This window comes from Paenibacillus sp. HWE-109 (genome assembly GCF_022163125.1).
Taxonomy (GTDB): Bacteria; Bacillota; Bacilli; order Paenibacillales; family NBRC-103111; genus Paenibacillus_E.
Window position 1 is genome coordinate 804680 of record NZ_CP091881.1, and the last position, 19341, is coordinate 824020.

Sequence of the window (19341 nt, forward strand, 5' to 3'; positions counted from 1 at the left end):
GTACGAATGAGAACACATCACTATGATATCGTCGTCGTTGGAGCCGGCGTTGGCGGAATTTGTGCGGCTTTGGCTGCCTCCAGGCAACATTGCTCTGTTCTACTAATTGAAAAGGACGAGGAGATCGGGGGGACGGGCGTTCACTCTCCGGTAGGCTTGGTCTGTCGGTTCTGGGATGCGAGCGGCCGTCCTGTTGTAGAAGGCATCCACCGGCAATTATTTCCCGAAGCTTATACCATCTTGGAGGATCGGAGTAGTCAAGTGCCCGTCTACGACGAGGCTGAACTGAAGGAAACTTACATGCGGCTACTTCGTCAGGAAGCGTCGTTGGACATATGGTCTGGCACAGAGGTGACGCAGGTACACGTCAAGGACGGACGAATCGTCGCGCTACAAACCGAAGGCGTCTGCTGCGCAGAGGTAGCTGCCCAAGTATTTATTGATGGGACTGCTGATGGCAATCTCGCTGCGCTGGCCGGGGCTTCTTTTCAGATAGGGCGTACGGAGGACGGCAAAATGATGTCGGCTACACTGACATTTAAACTGTCGGGTTTTGATAAGACGCAGCTTCGGAATCCGGATATTACCGATTGGCATGGCATCAGGCAGCTGCGGGAAGAGTTGACGCCTTATTATCTCAAGCTGAAATTGAGTGGCGGAACTAGCAATACGCGGGATAAAGTATTATGTTTCCCATATCCTGGTGGGGAAGCGTTTCTATTCAACTCAACTGCTTTGCTGAATGTGGATCCGACGCAGCCGGAGACAGTGAGGGAGGCTCTGGAAGCTGGCAAGCAGCAAATTGAAGAACTCTTAAGCGCAATTCGTGTGCATCCAGCATTTGCTGAATCCCGCGTAGACTTCGTTTCCAGAAAACTTGGCGTTCGTGAGGGTCGAAGGGTCGAAGGGGATTATCGTCTAACGGGGGAGGATTGTATCCGCGAGGCAAGATTTCCCGATATGATTGCAGCCGGTGCATATGACATTGATGTGCACGACCCCGAAGGGGGAAGTGCGAAACCGATGGGGATCCCGGGATCCGGATACTATCATATTCCATACAGGAGTATCATCGCGAAGGGATTCCCCAATTTGCTGCTGGCTTCACGCTGTATCAGTGGCGATTTCGTGGCGCACTCCTCCTACCGTGTGATGTCCAACATCAGCGGTTTTGCGGAAGCGGCAGGCATTGCGGCGGCCTTAACAGTCCGAACGCATCGGCGCGACGTGAGGGATGTACCAGCCTCTGAGATAAGATATATGCTGCGGCAGCAGGGGCAATTTATCGAGGGGGGAACGGAGCCTCCTCTAATGAGCGTCGAATTCGCCGAACCGGAGTACCAGAGGAATCGGGTGGCATGGCCCAATGTGTGGGGACAGGGCAGCTTGTTTGCGTTTTCGGGACTTGATGGGGAAAATACACATGGTGACAGCCTGGTGGGCACCTTATGCGGGGATCGTCTCGGCGTCATTTTCCAGCGAGTGAAGAAACAGTTGTATGTGATACCACATCAGATCGGAAATATCGAGTACAAGATCGTAGCTTCGGATGTCATACATGCCGTTCTGCACCGTAAGGGAGAAGCGCATTCGGAGGATCTTATGCTCGTTTTCTCTGCTCAGGATACAGTCATCGGACAAACCGCGGCCTGGGCTGCTCCGATCGTCGATAGCATGGGTGAAGGGATACGCGTTGTAAAAGAATGCGAGTTATACGAAGCGGAGGGAGAATACGCCGCGTTTTGTCGGGAACAACGCGCCGGGCGGGTTTGCTTTGCATTCGCCTTTAGCATACTTTCTGCGGAGGACGCGGCGGAAAAGGCGAGGAGCGCTCTGAAGATCGACGCTGAGCAGGCACTGGCGGCCAAAATGGATTTGTATAATAACCTTCCCGTGCCTGCAAACCTCGATCTTCCTACGACGAGAACGCTGAATAAATGTTACTCGGTCATGAAATCTCAAGTCTACACGCCCGAAGGTCGATTCAGCACACGCTGGACCACACCCGATCGTCTGCCGCATCGCAATTTGTGGCTCTGGGACTCGGTATTTCATGCTCTCGGTAACAGGTTCATGAATAAGGATCTCGCTTGGGAGACGATCGAAGCCGTATTCGCTACGCAACGGGGGGATGGTTTTATTCCCCATATGTCGACTCCGTTCACTTCCTCGGATGTGACCCAGCCTCCTGTACTGGCCTGGGGAGTCTACCAGTTGTACGAAGGAGAGATGGACAAGAAGCAAGTAAAGGAAATCTATCCGAAGCTAAGCCAATATTTACGGTGGAATGTCGACAACAGGGGCTCTAACTTGAACAACCTCTTCGAGTGGTATGTGGAGGCGAACAGCGTTCATTGCCGATGCGACGAGTGCGGCATGGACAATTCGCCTCGGTTCGATACTGTGACGCAGATGGCGTGCATCGACTTCTCCTCCTTTATGGCGAACGAAGCTCGGCACATGAGCAAACTTTGCGATATTTTGAAGCTTCCAGAGGATAAAGCCTACTGGGATCGGTTGTACGAAAGCATCAAACTCGCCGTCAACACATGGCTGTGGGATGAGGAAGACGGCCTTTACTACGACCGGCTCGTCGAGGGGGGAGGTTTGATAAAAGTTAAATCGGTAGCGTCTTTTTTACCTTTGTTTGCTGGCATCTGCGATACCGGGAAAGCCGAGAGGCTGGCACGCCATTTAGAGGATGAAGCAACATTCGGCTCAGCGTTTTCAATCCCGAGCATAGCTGTCGACCAACCGAGCTTCGGAACCGACATGTGGCGTGGGCCCGTCTGGATTAATTATAACTATATGATTGCCAAGGGGCTCACCGAATACGAATTCGATGATGCGGCTGCAGCGCTTATCGACAAAACAATTGATGCTATTACGTTCTGGTATCTCCATGACGGTGTAATCTATGAATTTTATGATAGTACGAACCGCGTTTCCCCCAGCAAGCTGAATCGCAAAGGGAACGCTGTAGCCCCTTACCAAATGGAAGTTAAGCTTCAAAATATAAGAGACTACGGGTGGACATCCGCGCTTTTTGTTTCTATGGTGATGGAAAAGTGGGGGGGAGAGTAAGGCTAGCCTGGTTGGGAGAATAAGTTGAACGTCTGCAACGCTTGGGGCTATTTCTTGAGGGATTCTCATTATTTATATGGAAAAATATATAATTTCTTCTAATTGGTTTGGTGCTGCTGATAATTGCCGGCGTTGCTGTAGGCAAAGCCCAGTATTTTTTCTAATAGTTTATTGGTAATACCGGCCACGATCCTGTGTAATTCCTTACACCGTATGCTGGGCGTGTGCCGCTTCTTCATCTGAAGGACACGCTGCCGGACGGTGATCAGGCTTCGATAGAAATCGGCAGCGGATGCATAGATATGGCATCTGTTCTAGAGGGGCGAAGCATCCGGTGTAGAGAGGTACGTCGTCGAACAGGACACCTGATTGGGTTCGTCGATCAGATGCGTTTGCACGAGTCTGGTGAGATTGACGTGGCTGGTCAAAATAATGGAGGATGGAATTATGAGTACTATGTATCGAATTGGCATCGCTGGCGCGGGCGGTATCTTCAAAGAGGTGCATTTACCTGCCTAGCTGGAGCATCAGGAGGCAGAGATCGTTGCCATCTTCGACGTAACGAAGCACGTGCTCACGAGATGGCGGTTCAAGTGGGAGCTTCTCATGTTTACACGGACTATAAAGTCCAATACTCCATCAGTGATGCAGATAAAACCGTATCTCTGAAAGAGGAAATCTTCCATAAGAATCATTACATTCAAATTCTGAATGCACGATACAAAGGTAAGTTTCAATTTTCATGGGACTATGAAGAAAGCTTGATGGACTTGAATGTTATGAATCTGCTTGGGGAACAGCTGCACATTGTCATTATTTACACGGGCATAGGGATGAAGAAGGAGCGTTTAGTGCAAGTGCGCAGGGGGCTTCTTCGAGAGGAATCAGGTGGCCATATTGGGATTTACAACACATATAAAAGACTGCAATTAACACATGCGGATTCATTTGCATTCGAAATTTGTAGTAAGTATGGCTGGGGAACGGTTATTCGAATTCAATTGCCAGCCATTCAAATTACATAGACTGTGAGGCCCCTAAGGAGGGCCTATTTTGGGTATTCTATGCTATTGGAACCAGCCATTCTTTAGGAACCAAGCAAACATGCCTGAATCCAAAGCCTAGTAAAATCACAAGAAGGAAAAATATCCTTAACGCCACTCAAGCTCCGGCATATTGAATTTATTTAAATGGAAGCAATATAGGCAGCTAAGTGCTTTGATGCTTTACCTATGATAAGGAAAGGGCAGGACGATGATTATTCGACTGTCTTCACTGCTGTTGAATGGCTAAATAAAATATTTGGTTTGCACCAAAACCAATTAAGGCGTCTCGTTCATTGCTTCGAAGGTTTTATTTTTCACAAAATGGTCAATAATGATATTTAACCGCATATTAAGGACGGACTAATATATCAAAAAAAATAATAGAAATGAGGAGTTGGGATCCGGCTTGTTATCCATTGGGGGGCGCGGAAATAGGTTGCTTCCCCGCTTTAAGTCTGAGAAGAAAGCTGCTCTGGCGTCTAGCAAAACCAATGGAGTAAGAGTTGCTATGGTGTACCCAATGAATGTTTTCTTGAAGGTATAAAGCTGAGACTTCATCAAGATTCTATTGATCCCTATTGGAAAGTAAAATTGGCTGTCTGGTCAACGAGGTGATAAATCATGCGATTTCCGAGCTGGTTCGGAAACAAAAAGAACCGTAAGGTTCAACGGCAAGACAATCATATACTTAACGATTCGATTAGTGCGGCATTGCCACAAAATATGGCTAAATTACATAGCCTGTTCTCTCAAACGCCCGACTTGATTGTAAGGGAATTTACAATCATACAGACAGGGGAACAAGCTGCGCTTGTCTATCTTGACGGACTCGCAGATAAAAACGCGATCAATAACAATGTGCTTCGCCCTCTTCAATTCGAAACGGGAAGTGGAGATGCGCGAGGCGGGTTTAAGGTAAATGTCGGTCAAGTCCAATCGCTGTATACCTGGTCACAAATCGAGTCTACAATTTTTCAAGGAAGCAGCGTTTTATTTGTTAGCGGGCTGACGGAAGCCTACGCCTTTGGTACGCAAGGATGGCCTCAAAGAGCAATTGAAGATCCACAACTTGAATCTTCTTTAAAAGGATCACATCAAGGCTTTGTTGAAACAGGCAGCCAGAATATAGCCTTAATCCGCCGCTTTATTCCCAATCGCGAACTGAAAATAAAGGAACTAATTGTAGGACGAAGAGGCAAAACAAAGATATCCATTATGTATCTAGCGGATGTCGCACATCCGGAAGTGCTGAAAGAGTTGGAAGACCGAATCCAGCAAGTAGACGTCGATGTCATTATCAACACCGGCGAGCTTTCGGAGATGATCGAGGACAATCCGTTTTCACCTTTCCCCCAATTAATTTCTACTGAAAGGCCAGATGCTGCCGCTTCACAGATTTTGCAAGGAAGATTCGTTGTTGTCGTAGATCGTTCGCCAAGCGTATTGGTCGCTCCGGTGACATTTTCTGCATTTTTTCAAAGCGTTGACGATTACAGCACACGCTGGCAGATCGCATCTTTTATACGGATTCTACGATTTTTTGCGTTTTTTGTTGCCGTTTTTTTGCCGGCGTTCTACATTTCCGTCATTTCCTATAATTTTGAGATCATACCTTTAAAATTATTGATCACTATTGGGGCGTTCAGGGGAAATGTTCCATTTCCACCGTTTGTGGAAGCGATCCTCATGGAAGTTACCCTCGAAATGATGCGTGAGGCAGGGGTTCGCCTCCCTGCTCCGGTTGGACAAACCGTTGGCATTGTTGGAGGCATTGTCATTGGTCAAGCTGTTGTACAGGCAGGACTCATTAGCAATATTATGGTGATTGTTGTCGCTTTTACCGCCATTGCTTCTTTTATCTTGCCCAATTATGATATGGTTTCCGCAGCCCGGCTCATCCGTTTTGCGATGATGTTGGCTGCCTCGATGTTCGGCATTGTCGGCATTATTATTGGGATGATGACAATGATCGGACATCTCATTTCGCTCGAATCGCTAGGAACGCCGTATGGCAGCCCGTTCGCACCAGTACGGTTCGCCGATTGGAAAGACACGTTCATTCGTTTACCCCTTTGGAAAATGAGCGAGCGTCCTTTAAGCTCAAGAGCGATTCAATCGAAAAGACAAGGCTTAAATCGTCCAGAGGTTGATGAGGAATGAAAAAATATGCGTTTAATGAGATCACCTTCATGCAGTTTATTTTTATTAATTTCGGTATTCAAGTAAGTGTCGGTTTTTTGGCGCTACCGCGAGTAGTAGCCGAAAAGGCAGGTACGGACGGCTGGATGGTGCTTATCATTGGTTGGGTATTATCCGTAACGGCAAGTTTGGTCATCATTCAAGTGATGAAAAAGCATCCTGATGGCACCTTGCTTGATCTATTGACGTTATATTTAGGGAAATGGGTAGGCAAAACAGGGGCCATACTACTTGCGCTCTGGTTCTTTTATTACGGATATTTGGGGATCACAAGGACGGTCCTGTATACGAAGGTATGGCTCTTGCCGCAAACTCCGCCATACATCATTTTGATTTTATTTCTCATTCCCACTTATGTTATTGCACGTAACGGACTTCGTATATTGGGCAGATATGCGGAATTTGTTGCTTTCATTTCCTTGTGGATACCGATTGTTTATTTACTTCCGCTAAAGGATGCTCACTGGCTTCATCTGCTTCCCGTTTTCAAGGAAGGATGGAACCCTATATTATCAGCGTTACAAGTAACGATCATTTCATTTGCAGGATTTTCAAGCACATTTATCTTGTTTCCGTTTTTGCAAAACAAGCAAAAGGCTTCCATCGGCATTGTAATCTCCAATACACTATCCATGTTAGCGTTTTTGTCCATTACAATTGTCTGCTTCGTCTACTTCAGTCCGGACGAAATTAAGGAGTATAACGAACCTGTAGTCAATGTATTGAAAACAATTGAGTTTAGTTTTATAGATCGGATTGAAGTTCTATTTAACGCGTTTTATTTGTTTGTTTTTTCATTGGCATGGATACCTACAATGTACATGGGCGTATTTTGCACAAGTTGGTTGTTTGGAAAGCAGGACCATCGCAGTCATTTGCGTTGGCTTTCGCTGCTCATCGTCATAAGCGCGTTTTTCTTCATCCCTACCTTTAATCAGAGTGATTGGATGGAAAAAATTCTCACAAAGATTGGATTTTGCTTCGAATATGTTTTTCCCACATGTTTACTCATTTATACATGGATGCATGATCGTTTTCAATGGAGGAAGAACGAATGAAAATTCAGCTACTATATGTTTTGAGGGTTTTGAGCATCGCCATTTTTGTCGCCATCATTCCGGGGTGCAGTGACCGGTTGGATATGGAAGATGTCGCATTTTCTCTTGCGGTCGGCTTAGATCTCGATAAAGAAAACAACTTGCTTGTATATTCGACAAATCCTGCATTCAGCAAAAATGTCAAGAAGAAAATTGATGAAACCGTCGTGAAAGCACAAACGCTTCGTCAATCGAGAGGAATGTTAGACGTCCGTACATCGGGCGCTGTCTTAGGCAGAAAGACTCAAATCCTACTTGTCGGCAAAAGCATCCTACAGCATGAAGACTGGTTCCGTTTGCTTGATCCCTACTTTCGCGATGCGAAAAATTCACTTTCTGCAAGAGTAATCGCTGTCGATGGACCTGTTTCTGAGATCATATTCTTCAATCCGGAAGACAAGCCGATACTTCCCATTTATATGATAGGGTTAATTAAAACAGCAAGTAATGCATCGGAAACGGTAAATACGACTTTGCAGGAACTGCACCGGCAAATGTTTGAGAAGGGGGTTACTCCTTACATATCGGAAATTACAATGGAAAAAGAGGTTGCGCTGCAAGGAACGGCGCTGCTTGATCATAAAGGGAAATATGTCGATTCGTTGAGCGTTCAGGAAAACATTTTAATGCAAATGTTGAAAAAAAATTTGAAAAAGCCCATTACCTTATCACTTCCCATTCCCGGCGAACCGAAATCCGGTCCATTCAATACAGACAGAATAAGCATAAATGTCGAAAGAATAAAAACGGAAATTAATACCTCCTACCTTAAGGACAAATTTCAGTTCGATATTAAAGTCAATATGCCTGTTGTACTGGCGGAACGTTTATTTACTTTCGACGTGCTGAATAGAGGAGAGGAGTTAGAGAAAATGATTTCCGTACAAGTGCAAAAGCAATTCGAGAATCTCATCAAGAAAATACAAACGCATAAACTCGATCCGTTCGGGCTCGGGCTCTACGCTCGGGCTTATGAATACAACCAATATAAGAAGGTGGAAGACCATTGGGGCGATACGCTTGCCGATGCGGACATTCATGTTTCCGTAAATGTAACCATACGGAGTATGGGACCTGTGAAGTGACAACTAATCAAATATTAATGTTGACCTGCGAATGGACTAGTAACTACCAAAAGAGTGGCTGCAGCACTTTTCACGGTCAGCATAATTGGAGGAACTAGTATGGAGACCAAACGTGCCCGTGTAGTGGCGTTAAATAACTTATCTATAGGGAGTGCTTATGCTCAATAAATTCAACTACATATCAGGGAAAGTTATCGCTCTCTCCAGTGATACTGATATTCAGGAAAAGCGCCTGCATATGAACGTATTGTTGAAATCGGCATTTATGCGATCTCCTGGAACGATAATGCCCGTCTTTGATGAAAGAAAGCTACAATTGGATCCATCGGATTATGCAAGTCCCTTGACCCTTGAGTTGGATGTTCTTTAACAGCAAAATGCGGACTGCCACTTTCATCGTACTCGACATTTCCACCACTTCACCATAATAAACCCCAGTTTTATACTTAGCAATGACGTGATCTCCTATTTAAAAGCTGCTCATTCTTAACATCTCCTATTAGTTACTTGCTACTTAAGGGCAGCAGTTTGCGATATAGCTCATCCACAGATTGCATGCTGCGATAAATCAATTGTTTGTTATGTCCTTGTTCAAAAATAGCGATACATGGCACGCTGGTAACTTGCCATTCACGGCTAGTACCGATTATTACAGAAGTGCCGAATACCTTTTTCTCCTGCGCCTTTTCACGCTTCGTACTGAATGATAAGGCACAGCAGATCGCGGACGCACTGAGCCCAGGGGTAGCGGTGACCCTTATGCTGGGCTAATGACACGGAGCGATCAGTCCTCTCCGAGGTGTCGAAACGAAGTCTACCGCATCGGGCTTGGGAGGACTACGAGTATCTACTCGGTCTGAATGCACCTGATGACCTTATTGGTTTCGGAAGCGTACTTCGTTGCATCGCTCCCACATATGTCGATGACTTCTGGAGCAAGTCGGGGTACCTCGGAACGGAGTCGTCAGAACTCGGTGGTCTATTAAGAGGGCCAAAATCGACTGCCGCGCGGTCATCACTCAGGTCATTTGGAATGAGCAGAATGAACAGACAGGCTTGGAAATTGATGAGCGCCTTTGGAGTTGGCGACTTTCGGTTTCGACTGTACCTTCTATGCTTTCGATGGCACGAGGCTGCCGGCTTGAACCGGCAGCCTCGTTGAAGTAACGGGGAGATTAGATAGTTCGAATTTATGCCAAGATAAGAAGCTCCTGATTCAGGTCTTTTTTTAGGTGATTCTGGGCACCAGAGCTATGATCGATCTTCTTTGTGTTCTGGAAGGCCGCGTTGCCAAGTATGCCCCGTAATCACTTTAGTTATATTGTGACTCGGAGCAGAATGAAACGGACTAGCGTAATTCGAACGCTAATCCGTTTCTGTTTGTTCATTTTTCTCCTTTTTGAGCTGCTTTCGCTCAACATGAGCCACTCCCCATTGATGTAAGGTTTCCAAAATCGGAGACAGGCTCATGCCGTATTCCGTGATGGAGTATTCTACTTTCGGCGGGATTTGCGGATAAATGACTCGTTTAACGATCTCTTCCTCTTCCAATTCTCGCAGATGGAGCGTAAGCATCCTTTGAGTGATATCGGGCAGCAATCTTCTTAGCTCATTGAAGCGCAAAGGATTACCTTGAAGCAAATGATAAAGGATAATCGGCTTCCATTTTCCGACGATCGAATCCAGCGCCACAACAAATTGACATTGGACAGGGTTCTTTTGCATACGTAGGCCTCCATTAAAGTACCTTTTTTAATACTATACCACATTATTGTGCGTACTTAAAATATGTAAGTATATAGAATATAATTATCCTTGAACGTATAACTGATTACAGAAGGGAAGTTTTGATTCATGGCAACCGTAATGTACATCACCGCACATCCTCTCGATCCTCAATCATCGTACAGCCTCGCGGTAGGCAAAGAGTTTATCGAAGCGTACCGCGAGGCAAATCCGGGAGATGAAGTTATTCATTTGGATCTGTACAAAGAGAATATTCCGCAATTTGATGCTGACGTTTTAAGAGGTTGGGAAAAGCTTCGGTTGGGTTCATCTTTCGATCAACTGACTGATGCTGAGAAGTCAAAAGTGGCTCGTCTTGAGGCGATTGTTGATCAATTCGTGGCTGCTGATAAGTACGTGTATGTTTCCCCGATGTGGAATTTCTCGATCCCACCGGTTTTGAAAGCATACACTGATGCGACTTCAATTCCGGGTAAGACTTTTAAATATACCGAAGACGGCCCTGAAGGTCTGTTGACCGGTAAGAAAGCCTTACACATTCAAGCTAGTGGTTCTGTTTATTTGGAAGGTCCTTTAGCTCCACTTGAAATGGGATACAGCTATCTGAATAAGGTTTTACATTTCTATGGGATTCAATCTATTGAGGCAATTTTTGTTGAAGGAACGGCATTAAAATCACAAGAGCAAGCTACAGCTATTAAAGAAAAAGCAATTGCACATGCTAAGGAAGTTGCCAAACGTTTCTAATTTGGGGCATCTTTCTCAAACGGAATCCATAAGAGCAATTCCACCAAAAGTGAATAATAAAAAGCCTGAAAATCCTGTTGAAGTTTTTCAATAGGCTTACTTATTGCGTTAACGAGAAACTATAGTTCAATCCAACGAGGGCTGCCGCATGGCAGCCCTTTGCTCAATTAACGGGAGTTTAGTTGAACAAGAGGATGAGTCGGTGACTTTCATTGTGAATATGCTACACTCCGTACAGAAATATATACATTTGTTGGGGCGGTGAGTAGATGTACTATCGTAAAGCAAATATGAATGATATTAATCAATTGGTTCATCTAAGAAAAATGCAATTAGTTGATGAAGGGATCGAACCGAATCAAGATATTGATAGCGAACTCAATTCTTTTTTTCACAATAAGATGAGTGATGGTTCGTTAATCGAGTGGATCGTTGAAGACAATGAAGAAATTATTGCTACGGGTGCAATTATCTTCTATGATTTCCCGCCTTCATTCACAAGTAAGAGTGGTAAAATGGGCTATATCACGAATATGTATACGAAAGAAAATTACCGTGGACAAGGGATCGCTACGACTATGTTAACTAAATTAGCTGATGAAGCTAGAATCGCAGGTGTATCAAAAATTTGGCTCGGGGCTTCAACATTAGGTAGACCGGTATATAAAAAGTTTGGTTTTATTGAAGCAGATTATTGGATGGAATTAAATCTTTAGGCAATTACAAATACTCTAACGCCGCGAAAATCTTGGCTTTTTTATTTTGTGGGATAAGGTGCCTGTCAAAAACAAATGACAAGAACTTTATCCACTTCCCGATTTTGACAAGAACTTGAACTCATTCCCGACAGATGGCAGGGAGATAGTGAAGAAGATAAACATAAAAGTTGTAAACTGAACTCACTAATTAAGGTTCTGGTGCAAGGATTTAAAAAGTTAGCAGTTACCCTACAAACTTTACTTTGTCTATGCCACTAAACCAAATATCTTATTTAGCCATTCTACAGCAGTGAGGACAGTCGATTTATCATCGGCCTGTCCTTTCCTTATCATATGTAAAGCCTCAATTCCCTTTAACGTCTGATCCGCTGTAAGAAACGATTTGAAACCGAGATTTGGTTTTGTGATTTTCTTTATGAACCGATGATCTTGCTCCACAATGTTGTTTAGATACTTTGTCTGTCTAATCAAGGTTTCTTTTGGTAGGATATGCTGGATTTTTATCCAAGGTGATTACACGTGGGATTTGAGTATGTGGAGAGGACAAAGCCTTTGTAAAGAAGCGCTTAGCTGCCTGCATATCCCGATTTTCAGATAACATGAAATCAATGGTTTTCCCCATAGAATCAACGGCTCTGTATAAATACTTTCACTGACCTTTAACTTTGATGTAGGTTTCGTAAGTCCTCCACGAGTCGTTGGCAGGTTTCAAATAGGGGCGGAAGTACTTTGCTCCATCCCATGACTTCATTATCAAGTACGTTATCATGAATTAGAGCTTTGCGCCACAACCTATAATAAAGGTTAGTTACCCTACGAGAAATCGTAGGGTTTTATGAATTTACATTAGTAGTTAATTAGAAATATGAAGTTGATGTTTGCAAACGGATTGAGAGAGAACCATATTAGTAACGGAAGGTGTTGATTTTGCTTCATATGTTGCTGGACTATTGAATGAGGAGTTACTTAAACTTGCAGACGAAGCAATGTATCACTCGAAGATTATATGAAAGAGGAAAATAATGATTGTTAGAAAATAAAGATATAGACTGGCGGCGGGCATTAAGCTATTCCAGCTAATAGCTTGTCAATATTTAATTATTAATAGTAGATTCATGAGGTGGTATACTTTAAAAAGTGTATGGGAAAGAACCGTCCTGTTAAGCACGGATATAGATTCCATTTATTTCTATTTCTTGTTGTTCACTCTAACCGGAATGCTTCCTTAGTAGTTAAGATGGCAAAAACCCAGTGGATGAGTTTATTCACACATGCAATTACTGCTACTTTGAATAGCTTTCCTTCAGCACGTTTCTTATCCTAATAAGCCCTTAATTTCTTATTTCTATTACTGCGAATACCACATCGTACAGCTTGATACAAGGCAGTACGAAGCCTCCTGGAGCCGTGCTTAGTGATTTTATTTTGGGTAGCTACAAACTTACCTGAAGAAAAAAAACTTGGATCAACACTAGCAAAGGCCACCAGTTTCTTTGCGTGATCAAACGGATCGATCTCACCAATCTCAGCTAAAATTGTTGCAGCAATCTTAGTGCCAATTCCGGGTATCGATTGGATTAAATCATATTCAAATAGCTCTTCAGCCAGGCCATCTATCGATTTATTAAGGGTTGATAGAATGATCCTGGTATTGAAGAAGCAATTTGATGAGCAGCTGCATGGAGATTAAATGGCTTGAAAAAGCTGTCTCCTTAAAGGGATTTCGTTTTGCTGCCGCTACTAAGATTTGAGCACGTGCCAAGCACCATGAGACGGATTTGCCGCGTCCAGTAAGACTTTGAATTGCAGTAGTAATCTCCAACTCAGACATTTCTAGGACTTCTTTTGATGTTGGGTGTAAAACCAAAAATCGAAGGGACACCTTTGAATAAAGATCACCAAACACGCTGCCCCCGCTTTTTGTAGGGTTCAAACTCTTCTTTATAGAATAGCGTCCCTAATAAATGGGCATCTGCGGCATCCGTCTTTAACCGGCGCAAATTGGTTTTCTTAGCGTTATGTGAGATTAAAGGATTAATGACGATGTTCAAATACTGGTGATCATCCGGAAACTGAACAACAGGGCTTTGATAATGACCTGTTGCTTCCATAACAATGGTAGGACGAATCTCTGCTACCGCTTCCACACTATCGCATGTGATACGGGATTCATGTCCCAACCAGCCTAACCATGGTTGAACAAGTAGGGGGGATGAACTAAATAGCTTACGGAATCCAAGTCCCACGGGCAGAAACGTTCGATCCCCGGCTACCGTTATAATAAGACCACACAAAAATGAGGTCTACCAGAAAGATCTGGTGACCTCATAATACGATTGGGCAGGATAGTTCCAGAAGCTAGACAGTTATGGTCAGTGGTTTTATGAAGGTGTCTGTTCATTTCGAATTTTTCGGTATTCCTTAGGTGTAATATCGCGATGCTTTTTAAAGGACTGGATAAAGTGATTGACGTGATTGAAACCCACTATTCGGGCTATTTCAGTTATTGTATACTCCGTCGTTTCTAACAACTCGCAGCTCTTTTTAATCCGATACTTAACCAAGTAATCGTAAGGAGTCATATGGATGCTTTTTTTGAAGCTGCGAGCGCATTCCGAAACGCTCAAATGGGCTACGTCAGCAATTTCCTTCAAATTAATAGGGTTTTTATAGTTTTGGTGGATAAAGCTAACCATCAGTTGTAATCTCTCTTGCTGGAGTCTGTTATGTTTTGATGATTCTTCTGAAGATAACGAAATATTGGAGATTAGAATTAGCCATAGCTGAACCGTATGGATGGAAATCTCATACTGCCATCGCCATGATTCTTTACGTTCAAATTTCTTCTTCATTTCCCATAGAGTTTGCAGGATTTGCTTTTGCCACTCCGCGTCACCTTTGATTTCCAATGATAGTAAGTATGAATTGGTGTAAGGAAGGACATGGTTCCTTTCCATTGCACTATCTGAGTAAAAGGCGAGCAGTTTTTCAGGAAAATTAAAGCTCACGTATTCACCGTCATGACTAAGGTGCGTAACAATGTGCAGAACGCTCTTATTGATAAAGACGGCCTCACCTGTCTCTAAATCATAGTCAATTCCGTTGATTTGTATCGTTAGCTTCCCTTTGGTTACCAAAGTCATTTGTAATTCTTCGTGCCAATGCAGATCGTTAACACCTCTGCCTTCAGGAATTGACCCACGATTCGTGTGGGTGTACATAATGTATGGAAATGCCTCGTCAGGATACTGAATGGTTTCGTGTAATTGTTTATTCAAGGACAGGCTCCTCTATTTGACGATATTTCGATATAAATGAGAGATATAATTACACAAAACAAATTTCTGTGGTGATATTATTATATCAAGCTAAAGCTTAACATTACAATTCTGTGCACAGGTAGTTGTCTAGACGCTTGGAGGAACTGTGGGTAAATTTAATAAATTTTCGTTATCATCTCGTCCCTTTATGCTGTTATTCATCAGTATATTGTCCGTTTCAATCTCTTCGATCATGATAAAACTTTCAGATACACCTACGTCTGTGGCTGGGATGTACAGATTGTTTATTTCCGTTATTATCATGCTCACATTTGTGCCTTGGAAATTATTTCGATCCATTGAGATGAATAAAAAGGACTGGATTATCGTACTTATTGCCGGTCTATTTCTAGGGCTGCACTTTTTATTCTGGATGGAATCACTGGTCTATACCTCTGTCGCAAGCTCTATGGTCATCTTCTCGTTGCAGCCATTATTTGTCATGCTCGGATCCTTCTTTTTGTTCAAGGAACGAGCAAGTCGACTAACGGTTTGTTGCTTGATGGTTGCTCTTCTTGGCTCAGTCCTTATCGCTTGGGGAGATATAGTGATTTCGAAAGAAGCATTAATTGGAGACGGCTTATCATTAATAGGCACTCTCTTCGTTTCAGCCTATTTGTTGGCGGGGCAGAAAGTAAGCCGAAAAATCCATACAAATGTGTACAGCATTATCGTTTTTTTTATTGGCGGGACCGTCATGCTCGTTTACAATCTGTTTAATAATAATTCTTTAGTTGAATATGACTCATCCGAATGGACTTACTTTTTATTGCTAGCGATAATCCCAACTATCTTTGGACAGTATATTTTTAATCTCTTGTTAAAATCAATTGGGGCAACTACTGTCTCAGTAGGTATTATTGGAGAACCTGTTATTGCCATTATTCTCGCGTATCTATTATTAGGAGAAACAATTTCTTTATTTCAGTTTTTAGGTGGGATGATGACTTTATTCGGTATGGGTATGTATTTTTGGTCAAAAACTTTAAGGTCCAACGTTCAAATTAGCAACTAATTAGCTAGATATACATTTGTTGAGAAGGGGAATGACGGATGGCAACAATTGATGACTTTTTGAAACTCGATATTCTTGTTGGAACTATTACTCAAGCGGAGTTTTTTGAGGAAGCAAAAATACCCGCTATTAAACTTCAAATTGATTTTGGACCCGATATCGGAATTAAATCTTCAAGTGCACAAATAACAAAACGATATAAGACGGAAGATCTTATTGGGAAACAGATAATAGGTGTAGTTAACTTCCCTACTCGACGTATAGCAGGTTTCAAATCAGAAGTATTAGTTATTGGGGGAATACCGGAAAAGGGGGATGTAGTTCTCTTGAAACCGGATATTATTTTACCTAATGGAACCCCTATTGGATAATTTGGGAATACTAAGAGTTAAGCTAAACATTCCTGTATAGCCTAAGAAATGGGCTTTGTCAAAAAAAGGAGCGCCTCGGTATGATGGGTTTGTCGACGGGTAGATACCCAACACCATCAAGGAGGCGCTCTTATTATGAAGTTTATGCAATCTGACGGACCACTCCGCATCTTGTTGTGGGTATTGATATGGTGAAGGAAACTCAAGTAGCCCAAGCTACAAATTATCGAGGAATTATCCTTACAAACCAGCATCTATCATTCAAAAACACCGATTAAAGAACATCATAATTGGCATGGAGCCGACGGGACTCTATTGGTACAGTTTAGCTAATTGGCTTGCCCAGAAAGATTTAAGCGTTGTTTTAGTGAATCCTGCAACGACGAAACGAAACAAGGAGAACCGAGATAATTGTCCTTCCAAGAGTGACCCGAAGGATGCCCTTGTTATTGCAGATGTTGTTAGCCGTGGCTATTACTATGAATACATCCGACAAGCAACTCATTTTCAGAGGTTACGGACCCTAATGAATGATCGGGAATTTTGGGTCACAAATAGTGTTCGGATGCAGAACCGGATCATCCGCTGGCTGGATATACGCTTCCCTGAGTACGCTTCAGTGTTTAAAGATAGGACCTGTCCACGATCCATAGCAACACTCAAAGAGTTCCCGTCTCCGCTGGATTTAATAGGTCAATCTACACCAGAAGTTATTACAGGTTGGCGAAAATATATGAAACGAGCTGGCGGCTCCACGGGTATTCAGAAGGCAGCTGAACTACTCTCTAAAGCGGTTCAGAGCGTGGGGGAAACTGTAAGCTCTGAATGAGGCCAAACAGGATCTGCATCCGCTTAATTGATGAGTACGAGCGTATTGAGGGTATATTGAACCAAATAGCACAAGAAATAGCATCCTTGCTTAGTGAGATCCCAATTTCAAGCCAATTTCGTGCTAATAAAGGTCTAGGTACAATCTATATCGCAGCAATTCTGGCTGGTGCGGGTTATCTGAAGCAATACGCTCACGGTCGTCAGCTGCTACGGAAAGCCGGTTTAAACCTGGCAGAGAGCATGTCTGAAAAGCGCAAGGGCCAGATGGTACTTTCCAAACGTGGAGATTTCACACTCCGAAAATATATGTATCTGGCTACCTTAACATTTACAAACCCTGTTTTTAAGCAATTGCATGAGAATAATGCGCAAGTTAAACATATGAGTAAGCAAAAGTCGATATTTAAATTGCTTGGAAAGCTGGCGCGAATCCTAACCGGCATGGTGCATTCCAAGGAGTCTTTTACTCCTGAAAAAACGGTCATTCAGTACACTCAGGCTGCCTAATCTTCGCAATAACGCGAATTGATTCGTTCGCAGGACTTTAAACAAAGAAAGCACGGAGGAGCGAATTCGTTATCCATAAGGGCACAGACCCATCCGCTAAACGCTATCGGTCTCCACACCTTGGAAAGGTGTAACGAAGGAATGTTAGGGTGTCGACCCGTAGAGCTTTGGGATGGTCAATCTCCAGGGGATTGGAGTATGCGTGCAGTAGAGTATGATGTGGGGAAATATTCCATCTGTTCCCGTGTGCCTAAAAATGGTAACTTACGGTAGTGATAACTTAATATCCTTACGGCCGCTATATTCCAGTGTGATCAAATCCTGCGAATGAGTGAGCTTACGTGAGATAAATCCTTAATACTGAGGACGGGTAACTTTAGTTTAACTAAGGGCTGTCGTTTACAAGACATATTCTATTTCGGAATTAAGAAAAAAATATGAAACAGCCAAAATCACTTGTATTATCATAAATGAATTCACAGATATCCTTTGCAGGATATTTGAATTTAAGCGTCGGAGGATTTGATCTCCATCGGGACGATCGGATTGATCAAAGCGATCGAGTCGTTCTCGCCGAACAAAGGCACGAAGCTCGCGACTTTCGCGGCGCGCTGTATCGAGAACGAGATCCTCATGCATCTGCGCTCTTTGAAGAAAACGAGGAAAGATGTATCCTTGCATGATCCCATCGGAACAGACAGAGCGGACGCAGCGGGAGATTGCGAAGGAGCTGGGTATTAGCCGCTCCTATGTGTCACGGATCGAAAAAAGGGCACTGATGAAGCTATATCATGAATTTTATAAGGCGAAGCGGTAAAAGAATTGAATCGTAATCTTCATTTATTTGGCATCAAATAATGGGGGGGCGAACACAATGACAGCCTTAATTCAAATTGAGCATGTGAGTAAATTTTACTATATGGGCGAAGAGACCATTCGTGCGTTGGATGACATCACGTTAGACATCGCGCAAGGTGAGTTTGTCGCCATAATGGGGCCTTCGGGCTCCGGGAAGTCCACGCTGATGAATATCATCGGCTGTTTGGACGTATCGGACGAAGGCTTGTATGTGCTGGATGGGAAGCAGATTCACGCGCTGAAAGATACACAATTGGCGGAGATTCGGAATGGGAAGATCGGATTTGTCTTTCAGAATTTTAACCTGCTGCCGAGATTAAACGCTTATGAAAATGTGGAGTTACCGTTGATCTATCGCGGATTATCTAGAAAGCAGCGAGAGCCGCTGGTTTTGCAGGCATTGGAAGCGGTTGATTTGTTGGATCGAAAGAAAAACTTTCCTTCGGAACTGTCCGGTGGGCAGCAGCAACGTGTTGCGATCGCGCGGACTTTGGCTGGGGATCCCCCGATCATCTTGGCAGATGAGCCAACGGGGGCGCTGGATTCCAAGACAGGTGTGGAAATCATGGATATTTTCAGGCGGTTGAATGAGCAGGGGCGGACGATTATTTTAATTACGCATGATCGGCAGGTAGCGGAGCAGGCGAAGCGGGTTGTGAGGTTTCGGGATGGGCGGTTAATTTAAGAGAATGACAATTATCGGCAAAGAGCAGTTC

General features: G+C 43.6%; 13 protein-coding genes and 4 pseudogenes. 12 read left to right on the forward strand and 5 right to left on the reverse strand.

Annotated elements, in window-relative coordinates:
* Positions 1-6 precede the first annotated feature (6 nt).
* From LOZ80_RS03470 to LOZ80_RS03490, 5 genes are all read left to right on the forward strand, one after another.
* On the forward strand, positions 7-3084 hold the full coding sequence (locus LOZ80_RS03470; RefSeq protein WP_238170111.1) for an FAD-dependent oxidoreductase: 3078 nt from the start codon (positions 7-9) through the stop codon (positions 3082-3084).
* 224 nt (positions 3085-3308) lie between these two features.
* Positions 3309-4109 carry a sensor histidine kinase gene (locus LOZ80_RS03475; RefSeq protein ID WP_238170112.1) on the forward strand — a complete coding sequence of 267 codons (801 nt, stop codon included), beginning with the start codon at positions 3309-3311 and terminating at the stop codon, positions 4107-4109.
* A gap of 642 nt (positions 4110-4751) precedes the next feature.
* Entirely contained in the window at positions 4752-6290 is a 1539-nt protein-coding gene (locus LOZ80_RS03480) for a spore germination protein (protein WP_238170113.1), read from the forward strand.
* A complete protein-coding gene (locus LOZ80_RS03485; protein WP_238170114.1) occupies positions 6287-7387 on the forward strand; it encodes a GerAB/ArcD/ProY family transporter in 1101 nt (366 codons plus the stop codon). The genes LOZ80_RS03480 and LOZ80_RS03485 overlap by 4 nt, the downstream gene beginning before the upstream one ends.
* Positions 7384-8511 (forward strand): Ger(x)C family spore germination protein, encoded by a 1128-nt coding sequence (locus tag LOZ80_RS03490; protein ID WP_238170115.1) that lies wholly within the window; start codon positions 7384-7386, stop codon positions 8509-8511. The genes LOZ80_RS03485 and LOZ80_RS03490 overlap by 4 nt, the downstream gene beginning before the upstream one ends.
* 263 nt (positions 8512-8774) lie before the next feature.
* On the opposite strand, the gene LOZ80_RS03495 is transcribed toward LOZ80_RS03490, so the two are convergent.
* Together LOZ80_RS03495 and LOZ80_RS03500 are read right to left on the reverse strand one after the other, a co-directional pair.
* Positions 8775-8849: a kinase-associated lipoprotein B gene (locus LOZ80_RS03495; RefSeq protein WP_238172885.1), complete on the reverse strand. Its 75-nt coding sequence runs from the start codon at positions 8847-8849 to the stop codon at positions 8775-8777.
* A gap of 1027 nt (positions 8850-9876) precedes the next feature.
* Positions 9877-10236 (reverse strand): winged helix-turn-helix transcriptional regulator, encoded by a 360-nt coding sequence (locus LOZ80_RS03500; protein WP_173194171.1) that lies wholly within the window; start codon positions 10234-10236, stop codon positions 9877-9879.
* Between the two features lie 129 nt (positions 10237-10365).
* Here LOZ80_RS03500 and LOZ80_RS03505 point away from each other — a divergent pair, with 129 nt between their 5' ends.
* Both LOZ80_RS03505 and LOZ80_RS03510 read left to right on the forward strand, forming a co-directional pair.
* On the forward strand, positions 10366-11004 hold the full coding sequence (locus tag LOZ80_RS03505; protein WP_238170116.1) for an NAD(P)H-dependent oxidoreductase: 639 nt from the start codon (positions 10366-10368) through the stop codon (positions 11002-11004).
* A 269-nt stretch (positions 11005-11273) separates the two neighbouring features.
* Entirely contained in the window at positions 11274-11720 is a 447-nt protein-coding gene (locus LOZ80_RS03510) for a GNAT family N-acetyltransferase (RefSeq protein ID WP_238170117.1), read from the forward strand.
* Between the two features lie 249 nt (positions 11721-11969).
* Here LOZ80_RS03510 and LOZ80_RS03515 read toward each other — a convergent pair.
* The 3 genes and pseudogenes from LOZ80_RS03515 to LOZ80_RS03530 form a co-directional block, all read right to left on the reverse strand.
* Positions 11970-12444: pseudogene (locus tag LOZ80_RS03515) on the reverse strand (IS6 family transposase); the annotation flags it as partial.
* A gap of 482 nt (positions 12445-12926) precedes the next feature.
* Positions 12927-14017, reverse strand: a pseudogene (locus LOZ80_RS39380) (IS110 family transposase).
* A gap of 87 nt (positions 14018-14104) precedes the next feature.
* Positions 14105-15001, reverse strand: coding sequence for an AraC family transcriptional regulator (locus LOZ80_RS03530; protein ID WP_238170119.1), 897 nt, complete (start codon positions 14999-15001; stop codon positions 14105-14107).
* A 148-nt stretch (positions 15002-15149) separates the two neighbouring features.
* Between LOZ80_RS03530 and LOZ80_RS03535 the strand changes: the two genes are divergently transcribed.
* The 5 genes and pseudogenes from LOZ80_RS03535 (at position 15150) to LOZ80_RS03560 (ending at position 19310) form a co-directional block, all read left to right on the forward strand.
* Entirely contained in the window at positions 15150-16058 is a 909-nt protein-coding gene (locus LOZ80_RS03535) for a DMT family transporter (protein ID WP_238170120.1), read from the forward strand.
* Positions 16059-16096: 38 nt separating this feature from the next.
* Positions 16097-16429: a chaperone CsaA gene (csaA, locus tag LOZ80_RS03540; protein WP_238170121.1), complete on the forward strand. Its 333-nt coding sequence runs from the start codon at positions 16097-16099 to the stop codon at positions 16427-16429.
* A 158-nt stretch (positions 16430-16587) separates the two neighbouring features.
* Positions 16588-17767 (forward strand): annotated as a pseudogene (locus tag LOZ80_RS39385) (IS110 family transposase); the annotation flags it as partial.
* Positions 17768-18283: 516 nt separating this feature from the next.
* Positions 18284-18584: pseudogene (locus LOZ80_RS03555) on the forward strand (sigma factor); the annotation flags it as partial.
* A 57-nt stretch (positions 18585-18641) separates the two neighbouring features.
* The gene (locus tag LOZ80_RS03560; protein ID WP_238170124.1) at positions 18642-19310 is read left to right on the forward strand and encodes an ABC transporter ATP-binding protein; all 669 of its coding nucleotides are present in this window, start codon (positions 18642-18644) and stop codon (positions 19308-19310) included.
* Positions 19311-19341 lie beyond the last annotated feature (31 nt).

What these genes read in the sequence shown, in the direction of transcription:
- LOZ80_RS03470 (WP_238170111.1), top strand. Translation starts at nt 7, where the DNA reads ATGAGAACACATCACTATGATATCGTCGTCGTTGGAGCCGGCGTTGGC.
- LOZ80_RS03480 (WP_238170113.1), top strand. Translation starts at nt 4,752, where the DNA reads ATGCGATTTCCGAGCTGGTTCGGAAACAAAAAGAACCGTAAGGTTCAA.
- LOZ80_RS03485 (WP_238170114.1), top strand. Translation starts at nt 6,287, where the DNA reads ATGAAAAAATATGCGTTTAATGAGATCACCTTCATGCAGTTTATTTTT.
- LOZ80_RS03490 (WP_238170115.1), top strand. Translation starts at nt 7,384, where the DNA reads ATGAAAATTCAGCTACTATATGTTTTGAGGGTTTTGAGCATCGCCATT.
- LOZ80_RS03500 (WP_173194171.1), bottom strand. Translation starts at nt 10,236, where the DNA reads ATGCAAAAGAACCCTGTCCAATGTCAATTTGTTGTGGCGCTGGATTCG.
- LOZ80_RS03505 (WP_238170116.1), top strand. Translation starts at nt 10,366, where the DNA reads ATGGCAACCGTAATGTACATCACCGCACATCCTCTCGATCCTCAATCA.
- LOZ80_RS03510 (WP_238170117.1), top strand. Translation starts at nt 11,274, where the DNA reads ATGTACTATCGTAAAGCAAATATGAATGATATTAATCAATTGGTTCAT.
- csaA (WP_238170121.1), top strand. Translation starts at nt 16,097, where the DNA reads ATGGCAACAATTGATGACTTTTTGAAACTCGATATTCTTGTTGGAACT.
- LOZ80_RS03560 (WP_238170124.1), top strand. Translation starts at nt 18,642, where the DNA reads ATGACAGCCTTAATTCAAATTGAGCATGTGAGTAAATTTTACTATATG.